The organism is Calditrichia bacterium (genome assembly GCA_020634975.1).
In the GTDB taxonomy this organism is placed as follows: Bacteria; Calditrichota; Calditrichia; order RBG-13-44-9; family J075; genus JACKAQ01.
The window spans coordinates 466,043-477,640 of the sequence record JACKAQ010000003.1; the positions used below are offsets into that span (position 1 = coordinate 466,043).

7 protein-coding genes are annotated in these 11,598 nt (G+C 50.8%); all 7 read left to right on the forward strand.

Translation table 11 applies throughout. The annotated features are described in order from the left end of the window. The first annotated feature begins 142 nt into the window (after positions 1–142). Positions 143–3,679: a hypothetical protein gene (locus H6629_19620; protein MCB9069988.1), complete on the forward strand. Its 3,537-nt coding sequence runs from the start codon at positions 143–145 to the stop codon at positions 3,677–3,679. 376 nt (positions 3,680–4,055) lie between these two features. After that, entirely contained in the window at positions 4,056–4,412 is a 357-nt protein-coding gene (locus H6629_19625; protein MCB9069989.1) for a TfoX/Sxy family protein, read from the forward strand. 303 nt (positions 4,413–4,715) lie between these two features. Continuing rightward, entirely contained in the window at positions 4,716–6,509 is a 1,794-nt protein-coding gene (locus H6629_19630) for a BamA/TamA family outer membrane protein (GenBank protein ID MCB9069990.1), read from the forward strand. Positions 6,510–6,595: 86 nt separating this feature from the next. Beyond that, positions 6,596–7,765 carry a threonine synthase gene (locus tag H6629_19635; protein MCB9069991.1) on the forward strand — a complete coding sequence of 390 codons (1,170 nt, stop codon included), beginning with the start codon at positions 6,596–6,598 and terminating at the stop codon, positions 7,763–7,765. A gap of 232 nt (positions 7,766–7,997) precedes the next feature. Then, positions 7,998–8,828 carry a geranylgeranylglycerol-phosphate geranylgeranyltransferase gene (locus tag H6629_19640; protein ID MCB9069992.1) on the forward strand — a complete coding sequence of 277 codons (831 nt, stop codon included), beginning with the start codon at positions 7,998–8,000 and terminating at the stop codon, positions 8,826–8,828. A gap of 190 nt (positions 8,829–9,018) precedes the next feature. Next, a complete protein-coding gene (locus H6629_19645; protein MCB9069993.1) occupies positions 9,019–10,224 on the forward strand; it encodes an aminotransferase class I/II-fold pyridoxal phosphate-dependent enzyme in 1,206 nt (401 codons plus the stop codon). Between the two features lie 178 nt (positions 10,225–10,402). Beyond that, a complete protein-coding gene (locus tag H6629_19650; protein ID MCB9069994.1) occupies positions 10,403–11,530 on the forward strand; it encodes a GNAT family N-acetyltransferase in 1,128 nt (375 codons plus the stop codon). Positions 11,531–11,598: the final 68 nt, after the last annotated feature.

Sequence of the window (11,598 nt, forward strand, 5' to 3'; positions counted from 1 at the left end):
GACAGAACACCCGCTTCGTAAAAAAATCGGTTTGCTGCCTTCAATTTCGTTCGTAAATTTTTTAATCTAAACCGGTTATATATTGCGGAGGAATTTGACGACGGGCATCGCTACCACGTAGAATTGACGATACAGGCATCGAGTGAACTTTATTTCGAAATTATCGATATTTTTGGTGGTGACCGTCGTTTGCGCCCGGGCGCAGACCCGTCTGCCGGATGTGCTGCTGGATGTGCCGTCGGATACGGTTTTCGCATCGACAGATTCCCTGCTGAACGGCTACCAATTGCCGCATAAATTTATCATTCCCAACAGCGAAAGTTTGCAGCTCAAAACCTTTGCCTTGCTGCGGGGGATTCATTATCGGGTGGATTACGACGCTGGGAAAATCTGGCTCAATCGCCAGATGCCCGCCAGCGACAGCCTGCGCATCATTTACCAGAAATATCCTTTTCCGCTGGTTGCGGATTATTTTCATCGAGAGCTGCAGCTTGCCCAACCGTCCGACAGCGCCAACGGCGACAGCACCGCCGCCATTGCCCGCGCCGTTCGCCCCGGCTTTTTTGATGATCTCGATTCATATCAATCCAATCTGCAAAAAAGCGGGAGCATTGTTCGCGGTATCGAGCTTGGCAACAATCAGGATCTCACGCTCAATTCCGGGCTGAACTTGCAGCTATCCGGTCAAATAGCGCCGGATGTGGAAATCCTTGCCGCCCTCACGGACGAAAGCACACCCATCCAGCCGGAAGGCAACACCCAAACCTTGCGCGAAGTGGACAAGGTGTTTATCAAACTCACCAGCCCGCATCTCGGCGGCACGCTCGGCGATTTTAATATGCAATATCGCGAATCGATGTTTGGCAATTTGCAGCGAAAATTGCAGGGCATCAGCGCCACACACACGGCGAAAACCTTTGAGCAGCAAGTTACTTACGGCACATCGCGGGGATTTTTTCACTCCAACCGGCTGCTCGGGCAGGAGGGAAATCAGGGTCCGTATTTGCTGAACGGGCGCAACGGCGAGCGGGAAATCATCGTTTTGGCGGGCACGGAGCGGGTTTATGTGGACGGTATTTTGCAAACGCGCGGCGAAAATAACGATTACGTGATCGACTACGGGCTGGCACAAATCACCTTCACCAACAAAAAATTGATCACCTCGGAAAACCGCATCGAGGTGGATTTCGAATACACCAGCGCGTTCCAGCGATACGGGAAAACGTTTATCGGCGCGTCGTCCACCGGAAAACCGCTCGGCAAACGCTTCAGCTACGATGTGCGGGCGTTCCGCGAATGGGACGACACCAACAATCTGCTGGAAGACGATGCACCGCTTTCCGATGTGGAAACCGCCGCGCTGGCAACTGCCGGCGATGATCCCTTTGCCGCAGCGGTCAGCGGTGCGGATTCGGTGGGATTTGGTCGCGGTAATTACGTGAAAGCGGACACGCTGATCAACGGTCAATCGCTCCCCTACTTCCGGTTTGTGGACGAACGCAACGGCAATTTTCTGGTGCGATTCACCGGTGTCGGTGCCGGCAACGGCGATTACAGCCGGGTCAGTTTGCAGAATTATCGCTACGTCGGTCCGGGTCGCGGCAGCTATTTACCGGTGCGACTGGTGCCGTTGGCGTCGGAGAAAAATTTTGCGGATGTGGGCATGAATTGGCGCGTTACCGACAATTTTTCGGTGAACGGCGAGTTTGCAATTTCATCGTTCGACCAGAATATTTTCAGCGATATTGATGATGGCGACAATGAGGGCGGTGCGTTTCAACTCGCAAGTACGCTGCGGGACAGCACCTTTCGAATGTTTGGTAAATCCATTGGTGGGCTGAACTTATCGCTGCAATGGCAGCGTCAGGATTCCGCATTTGCACCGCTGGATCGCCCGCTGCAGCCGGAGTACGCCTACAAATGGAATCTCGGCCAAAACCAACTCACCACCGAAGAAACCAGCCTGGAACTGAACGGCGCCTATCAACCGAAACGCTGGCTGGAGCTGAGCGGCGGCTACGGGAATATCGAAAAAGGCGCATCCGTGAATTCTGTGCGATGGAATTCGCAGGCACGGGTTTACCGGCGACCAATCCTGCCGGACATCACCGTTCGCGCGGAGAACGTTCGCAGCGAAACCGGCAATTTCGACAGCGACTGGCAGCGGCAGAGCGTCAACCTCATCAAAAATATCGGCAGCACCACGCCGCAATACCGCTTTCAGCGGGAAGATCGCGCGGTGGATAATTTGTCGCAATCGCAGCGCACCGGTTTTCTGTTCGACGATCATTTGGGCAAATTTTCGCTCCGTAAATTCGCCGGACTGGATTGGGATGCATTGGCGCAATATCGCGTTGATTACCTCTACAATCCCCGCAATTTTGGGGAAAAATTGCGGCACGCCGCCACCCAAACGTATGAATTAAAAGGCACGCTGAACAGCCAGAAACAACTTCGCGGCGAGTTTGGCGTCACGTTTCGCGAGAAGGATTTCACACCGTTTTTCCAGAATTTGCCGTCGGACAGTCTGGCGATTTACCAGACCGACGCCCAATTTCAGGATACCACGTGGACAGATCGCCAAAGCCATCTCGGAAACGTGCAACTGCAATATCGCAACGAGAGCGGCACGCTGACCGCACAGCTCGATTACCAGCTTGCCAGCGAATTGCAGGCGATTCGCGAAATCCGCTATTTGCAGGTGGAGGAAAATCGCGGCAATTTCCGGTTCGATTCCACGCTGAGCGAATACGTTCCCGATCCGCAGGGCGATTATCTGCGGTTTTTCTTCCAAACCGGCGATTTCCGCAGCGTTATCCGGCTGGAAACGGCGCTGCAGGTGCAGTATCGCCCCAAAGCATCGAAAAAAAAGCTCGGTTTCTGGCGCGATTTCCTCAACAAAACCGCGATGCAATCCTACATTAAAATTGAAGAACAGAGCCGCCCGGAAAATATCTGGGATATTTATTTGATGAACCTGAGCCAGTTCCACAATTTGCAATCGTCGCTGCAGGGCGTTTACGTGCTGAACCAGGATTTGCATTACAACGAGCGCAATCCGGATTGGGGCGTGTTGCTGCGCAGCCGCTATCGCGATAACCTTGCCAACCAGTTTCTGGACGCCAACGACAACGAAACCCGCATCGTCTGGGAGCGTTCAATGGAAGCCCGGCGTCGCATTTTTAACCGCAAATTGAACGTTACCGCCAGTTATCAGCACGGATTCAACAAACGCTGGGTAGCGGCGCTGCCATCGCGTAACCTGAATATTTTACAGCAGGTTATCGCCGCAAAATTGAACTATCGCCCGAGTATTCGCTGGCAATTTCAACTGGAAGCGGAACGCGGGCTGGATAACGACCGGAAAACGGTGAATCCGCTGCGGGTGAATTTTTGGGAGTTGAAACCGCAGATCGCCTTTTCGCTGCGCAGCAAAGCGCGGGCGACGGCAAACTTGAGCTATCTGACCGTTCAGGAAGCGGAAAATCCCGGCGATCGTGCAATCCCGTTTGAGATGGCGCGCGGCAAAAAGCCCGGTGATTCCTGGCTGTGGAATTTCCGGTTTGATTATTTTATCAGCCAGAACGTGACGATCAACGCCAGTTACAACGGCCGAAGGGATGCGGGCACCGCACGCACGATTCACCTCGGCAAAGCGGAAGTGCGGGCGTTTTTTTGATGAGCGATAAACAATTTAATAGGACGTAATAAACTTCGGGAGATTCCGGTATTTTTCCGAAAAAGGCGTCGGAAAAAACCGGAATGACCGCGCTAATATTGTCATTCCTGATGGAGCGAAGCAGAATTCAGGAATCTCCCCCGGTCAGACTTTTTAACCAATGATGTTATGCAGAAACTGTTTTGCCACAGAGCCACGGAGAATCACAGAGAAATATTACAGTAACCATTTTTATAGTAAATGCTCGTTTTATATGACAATACCTTTTCTTCTCAAAACCGTTTTTTAGATTTTTTAAAGAATCTCTGTGTCGCTCTGTGTCTCAGTGGCGAAAATGCGTAACCTCAGTTAACAATTCAAAATTGGAGCGCAACCAATGGCTTACGACGAAGGCTTGGCAGAACGGATTCGCGAAATATTACAACCGCAGCTTGGACTGGATGAGAAAAAAATGTTCGGCGGTATCGCGTTTATGATGAACGATTACATGTTTTGCGGCATCGCCAAAGGCGAATTGATGGTGCGGGTCGGACCGGAAAATTACGAAGCCGCGCTCACCGAACCGCACGTTCGCCCGATGGATTTCACCGGAAAACCGCTGAAAGGCTATGTTTATGTTGATCCCGAAGGCTTTGCCGAAGACGCGGATTTGAAAAAATGGGTCGATCGCGCGATGGCGTTTGTGGCAACCTTGCCGCCGAAGGTGAAGAAAAGGAAAAAGGATAAAAGATAAAGGATAAATGTTGGGGTGCGGTGGTATAGCTTGTCTTGAGCATTTAATAACTGATGTTACGCACAAGCATCCGATTATCGATAAATTAGCATCCTGAGTAGCCCGCTTCGGGCGTATCGAAGGGTGCGGTAAATCAGTGAAATGCCGCACCCTTCGATACACGCCTTCGGCGTTACTCAGGATGCTGGTTCCGAGAAGTTTTTTGACCAGTGCGTAACATCAGTTAATAAATTTATTTGATTTTCTCTCTGCGATCTTCGCGACCTCTGCGGTTAAAAGAATGCCCAAAACCGGCATAAACAAATGAATCGATTGACAAAAAAAATCATCCTGTTTGCGATGCTGCTCGTTTCGCTGACGGCGTTCGGGCAGGTGCCGCAGAAACCGCTGTTTCTGAAATCGTTGCAATTGCGCTTCGATTCGCGGGTGAAATTTGCCCAGAACAGGTTTCAGCAGCAGTTTGTCAATCGCCCGTTTTCGCCGGAATTGTTGAAAAATATTCGCGCCAAAGCCGATGAGCAGCTCCGCGAACAGGGCTACTATTTTGCTGATTTTTCTGAAGTTAGCACGGATATCGATTCGGCGCTGCAAAGCGTCGACCTGACCATTTCCGTGAAAACCAACGGCGTGCTGCGGCTGGACAGTTTGCGCATCACCAATCGCGATTCGCTGCCGGAAACGCTGCTCGGCGATGTGGACGATGCGCTCGCGGTGTATCCCGGAAAGATTTACACCGGTTCGCTGTCGCAATCGATCCTCCGCAACGTGACCACTATTTTTGAAAATCACGGTTTTCCGCTGGCGCGAATCCAGACGCAATCATTCGATTTCCGAGAATTACCCAACGAAAACGAATACCGGCTCGATCTTTCGCTGCATATTTCGCCGGGCGATTCCGTGCGCATCGCATACATCAAATTCCCGAAACAGAAAAATGACATCACCGGCTATCTTCAGCGATTGCTGCGTTTCCAGCCGGACAAATTGTTCGATGCGCAACGGGTCGATCGGTACAGCGAAACGCTGCGGCGGCAGGATTTTCTGAAAAACGTGCGCCGCCCGGAACTGCTGCTGGACAAAAAAGGCAATTATTTTCTCTCCATCGATTTTGAGGAAACGCCCTCCACCACGTTTGACGGCATTGTTGGCTACATTCCCCCACCCGCGACTGATCCGGCAGCGAGCGGCTATTTTACGGGATTGGTGAATGTGGGCATCCGCAATTTATTCGGCGGCGGGCGCAAGATTCACGTGTTCTGGCAAAAGCAAGATCGCTTTTCCGATGAATTCCGGGTGGGTTATCGCGAACCGTTTGTGGCGGGTCTGCCCTTCCATTTTGAGGCGGGCATGCACCGCTTGGTGCGCGATACAACGTATATCGAATGGCAATATCTCGGTCGGTTGGAGCTGCCACTCAGCGATGCGCTCAGCGCGTTCGTGGATTTATCGAGCCGCAATGTGTCACCAGATTCGCTGGCGAGTCGCGTGTTACGCCTGCCGCGCACCGAAAGCGTGATCACCGAAACCGGGATTCGCTGGGATGCCCGCGATGATTTTCGAAATCCCCGGCGCGGCGTTTTTCTGGAGATAGCATTCGGCATCAGCCGCCAGAGCAACATCGGACCGGATTACCTGCTCGCGGAAGATTCGCTGAAATCCTCGGTTTCGCTGCAAAAAATGCGGGCGGATCTGGGCGTTTTTCTGCCCACATTTCGCAATCAGCTCATCGCCAATAATTTTCACGCCAATTTTATCGAAAGCAACGGCGAGGTGTTGCGACTCACCGACCAGGTTTGGTTTGGCGGCGCAACCACTATTCGCGGCTTTCGCGAAGCCCAGTTTTTTGCCAAACGGGTATTTTGGCTGAACAGCGAATATCGTTTTTTGCTCGGTCCGGACACCCGACTATTTGTGTTCACCGATAACGGGTATTTTGAACGCGAATCGCCGGACAACCTGCAAAAATGGCTAACCAGTTACGGCATGGGATTGCGCCTCACCGCACCGCTGGGCGTGATGCAAATCGATTTCGGGCTGGAACGCGGTGCACCCTTTCGCGAGGGGAAATTGCACATCCGGCTGATCAACGATTTTTGATTCATCCAATATATTAACGCTTTGATTTTCCGGTGCTGCGCGAATAACTTAGCCGAACAAAATGATCACCAAAACCGGAGGTTTTTATGAGCAGCTATTTGACCCATCTCGAATGTGGATATTGTGCAAAAGAATATCCGGCAGATCAACTGTGGAATCTGTGCACCGAATGCGGCAAGCCGCTGCTCGCGCGATACGATTTGGCAAAAATCCGCGATGCCGTTTCCCGCGATGATTTGCGGCATCGTGCACCGAATTTGTGGCGATATGCAGAAGTGCTCCCGGTTCGCGACGAGCGCTATCGCCTCACTCTCGGCGAAGGCTGGACACCGCTCATCCACGCCAAAAGACTCGGCCAAACCCTTGATTTTCCCAATTTATTCATCAAAGAAGAAGGTGTGAATCCAACCACTTCGTTTAAAGCGCGCGGACTTTCCGTGGCAGTCAGTCGGGCGTACGAACTTGGTGTTACAGCCGTTTCCATTCCCTCTGCCGGAAATGCCGCCGGTGCGATGAGCGCGTATGCTGCGCTTGCCGGTCTGGAATCGCATGTATTTATGCCAAAGGATGTGCCGCATCCGTTTATCGCGGAATGCAAAGCGTTGGGTGCTACCGTTAATCTGGTGGACGGATTGATCACCGATTGCGGCAAAATTGCCGCCGAAGGCGTCAAAAAATATGGCAGATTCGACATCTCAACCCTCAAAGAACCGTATCGCTTAGAGGGAAAAAAAACAATGGGTTACGAGCTCGCGGAACAGATGAACTGGCAACTGCCGGATGTGGTTATTTATCCCACCGGCGGCGGCACGGGACTGATCGGCATGTGGAAAGCCTTCGATGAAATGGAAGCGCTCGGCTGGATCGGCAGCAAACGCCCGCGCATGGTCACCGTGCAATCCGACGGCTGCGCGCCGATGGTCCGGGCATTTCACGCCGGAACCGAATTTGCCGAACCGTGGGAAGATGCACACTCCGTCGCGGACGGTTTGCGGGTTCCCGCTGCTGTCGGCGATTTTCTGATTTTGCGCACCCTCCGCGAAAGCAACGGCAACGCCGTCAGCGTGGAAGACGGAATGATGCTGGAAAATGCCAACCTGATCGGCAAATCGGAAGGCTTGTTTGTCAGCCCGGAAGGCGGCGCAACGCTGGCGGCATTCCGGATGCTGCGCGAACTCGACTGGATTGCAGATCACGAAACCGTGGTGCTGTTCAACACCGGCAGCGGACACAAATACGCCCACCTCTGGCGATAGTTTTTTGAAACGCAATCGACAAAGGAATAATTGAATTCAGCGAAAAAAGCAGGCGCTTTCCTTAAAATAGGCGTTCAAGGCTGAGCTTTGAACGAGGGAGATTAAAGACCGGCTTAATTCTCGTTCCAGGCTCCTGCCTTGAACGCTATTTTCAAAAAAGCGCTGCTTTGAACAAGGGGGAATAAATATGCTCATGAATTCCCATAACAACCTAACTAATTAACCGGTCCCGATGCGAACATCAACAGCTGCATTCCAACTCACCCGCCCGTTAAACGTCGCTATTGCGATGCTTTCTGTATTGATTGCCGTAATGATCACCCGGGTGGATTTCCACTGGCTGCCGGTTGTGCTGGCTTGCCTTTCCGCCGGTTTGATTATGGCGGGTGGCAACACCATCAACGATTATTTCGATATCGACATCGACCGGATCAACAAACCACAGCGCCCCCTGCCATCGGGCAGCATCACGTCGAATGCGGCTCGCCTGCTCGCTTATCTGGAATTTATCGCCGGAAATTTTCTGGCCGTGTTCATTTCTGATGCGGCATTTTTGATGGCGCTGTTTTTCACAGCGCTGATTTACTGGTATTCCGCCCGGCTGAAACGCATCGCGCTGTGGGGAAATCTGGCAGTCAGTTTGTCGACGGCGGCGGCGTTTGTTTATGGTGCGCTGGCGGTCGGAAATCCTGCTGCAGGAATTTTTCCGGCAATTCTGGCATTCCTGTTTCATTTCGCCCGGGAAATTATCAAAGATATGGAAGATGTGGCGGGTGATCAGATAAACGGTGCTGACACACTGCCCATCCGCTATGGTATGCGTCCGGCGATCCGGCTGGTGTGGGCCATTTTTGCGGCGCTGCTCATTGCGACAATCATCCCCTTTTCGCTGGGCGATTACGGGCGAATATATTTTTCGATAGTGGTCATCGGCGTTTGGCCGGTAATCGCGTTTGTATCCGTTCGCATTTTTCAGACAACGCAACCCGATGTTTTAAATAAACTTAGCAACTTGCTCAAACTGGATATGCTCATCGGTTTGATCGCACTTTTTTTTCGATAGCCCGCCAAATTTTTCCAGCGAAATTTCACTATCCGCAAAAATTTTCAGATCACAAAAATTAAACTTTTGATATTTCAAGTTCTTTTTTGTAATTTCTCAGCGATTAAAAAAGCGATATCCCGCCACGCGTTTGGCTGTTATCAAACGCAATTTTTTTACGGGAATTATCCGGATTTACAGTATAAAGGAGATGAAATTGGACATTTTTGACAAATGTTTGGAATTTACCAAAGCAACCGAATACCGTGACAAAGGGCTGTATCCCTACTTTATCCCGATTGCCGACAACCACGGTCCACGTGTGAACATGAACGGCAAAGAAATGCTCATGATCGGATCGAACAACTACCTCGGACTCACCAAAGATCCCCGCGTGGAAGAAGCCGCCATCAAAGCGATCGAAAAATACGGCACCAGTTGCTCCGGCTCTCGCTTTTTGAACGGGACGCTGGAATTGCACGTTGAAGCGGAACACAAGCTGGCAAAATTTATCGGCAAAGAATCGGCGTTGATGTTCACCACTGGCTACCTCACCAATTTCGGTTCCGTGTCAACATTGCTGGATCGCAAAAGTGTGATCATTTCGGATCGCACCAACCACGCCTGCATCAACGACGGCATTTTACTGGCGAAAGGCACATTCCCGAGCATCACGCTGAAACGATATCAGCACAACGATATGGATGATCTGGAGCGCGTCATCAGCACGGTTGACATCGACAAACCCAAGCTGATTGCCACAGACGGCGTGTTCAGCATGGAAGGCGACGTTGTGCAACTGCCGCGATTGGTGGAGATCGCCAAAAAATACAACGCGCGGTTGTATATTGACGATGCGCACGGCATGGGCGTTCTCGGCAAATCCGGGCGCGGAACGCTGGAACATTTCGACCTGATCGACGAAGTTGATTTGGTGACGACCACGTTCAGCAAATCGTTTGCATCGCTGGGCGGATTTATCGCCGGGAAAAAAGAAGTGGTCGATTTTATCAAACATTTTTCGCGAGCGCTGATTTTCGCGGCAGCAATGCCACCAGCAAATACCGCAGCGGTGATCAAATCGTTGGAAATCATCGAAACGGAGCCAGAACTGGTGCATCGCGTTCAGCACAACGGTGCCAAAATGCGTCGCGAATTTCAGGCGATGGGCTTCGATACCGGCGAATCCGAACACACGCCGATCGTTCCGCTGCTCGTCCGCGATTTCGACAAAACGCTGGCATTCTGGAAAGCGCTGTTCGATGCCGGCATTTACACCAATGCCGTTGTCCCGCCCGGCGTTCCGGCGGATCGTTCGTTGCTACGCACAACCTACATGGCAACCCACACCGATGCCGATCTCGATGAAGTGCTCGATCGCGTCAAAAAAATCGCCAAACAAATGGATATTATTTGATTTTACCCAAAATTACCCTTTTGGCAGATGGCCACCGGTTTACCACTGGTGGCTTTTTTTTGCCGGTGGGATTTCCGGGCGTGTTGTTTAAATCAATATTTTTGCTTAAATATTAGCCTGTTTGGGCAGGGCATCAACAAAAAATCGTGTATTGTTACCGTCAAAAAAGGAGGCTGCATTGGCAGGTAAAATTGACGTACGACCGGTGCAAACCAAAAAAGACCTGACGGCATTTATCAAATTGCCGTGGAAAATTTATAAAAACGATCCAAACTGGGTTCCCCATTTGTTAATGGATCGCAAAAAGTTTTTTAACAAAGATAAAAATCCGTTTTTCAACGAAAATCCGACCCAGCTCTTTTTGGCGTATCGCGATGGCGAACTGGTCGGCAGAATCGGGGCAATTATCAACAAATTGCATAACGATTACCACAAAGATAAAACCGGATTTTTCGGATTTTTGGAAGCAGTGGACGATCGCGACGTTTTTGAGTCGCTGCTAAACACTGCAAAAATGTGGCTTAAAGAACGTGATCGTGATTTGATGATCGGACCGATGAATCCCAGCACCAACGATGAAGTCGGTTTTCTCTCAGACGGATTCGATACGCCGCCCTATTTAATGATGACGCACACGCCGCCATATTACATCGAACAAATGGAAGCGCTCGGTTATGAACGCGCCAAAGAATTGCTGGCATACATGATTGCTTACGAAAATCTCACCAAAAATCCGAAGCTGGACCGGGTTGCCAACGCGATTGCCAAAAAATATCCGGTAAAGATTCGCAAAGTGGATATGAAAAATTTTCGCGCCGAACTGGAAGTTGTCCGGGAAATTTACAACGATGCGTGGGCACCGAACTGGGGTTTCGTTCCGATGACGCCGCAAGAATTTGATTATGTAGCGAGCGATTTTAAACAGATTATCAATCCCAACGTTGCATTCATCGGCGAATACGACGGCGAAGCGATCGGTTTTTTGCTGGCGCTCCCCGATTACAACCAGGTTTTCAAAAAGATTCGCAGCGGTCGATTGTTCCCGTTCGGGCTGTTTACTTTTTTGTTTAACAAAAGTAAAATCAACAGCTTGCGGGTGATTACCCTTGGCATTAAACAAAAGTATCAACCCTTTGGCATCGGCTCGCTGTTTTATCAGGAAATTATCAAAAATGCGGCGCCGAACGGTTTTAACTCTGCGGAAATGTCATGGATTTTGGAAGACAACGATTTGATGAACAAAGCAGCGCAATTATTGGGCGGTTACGTTCACAAACGATACCGGATTTACCAAACGGCATTATAACCAGCCAATAAAAAAAGGAACGCGACAGTCGCGTTCCTTTTTTGTATCTGCATAATTTTATTAAAATT

Coding starts and splice junctions, on each gene's coding strand:
- H6629_19625 (MCB9069989.1), top strand. CDS start 4,056: ATGGCTTACGACGAAGGCTTGGCAGAACGGATTCGCGAAATATTACAA.
- H6629_19630 (MCB9069990.1), top strand. CDS start 4,716: ATGAATCGATTGACAAAAAAAATCATCCTGTTTGCGATGCTGCTCGTT.
- H6629_19635 (MCB9069991.1), top strand. CDS start 6,596: ATGAGCAGCTATTTGACCCATCTCGAATGTGGATATTGTGCAAAAGAA.
- H6629_19640 (MCB9069992.1), top strand. CDS start 7,998: ATGCGAACATCAACAGCTGCATTCCAACTCACCCGCCCGTTAAACGTC.
- H6629_19645 (MCB9069993.1), top strand. CDS start 9,019: ATGAAATTGGACATTTTTGACAAATGTTTGGAATTTACCAAAGCAACC.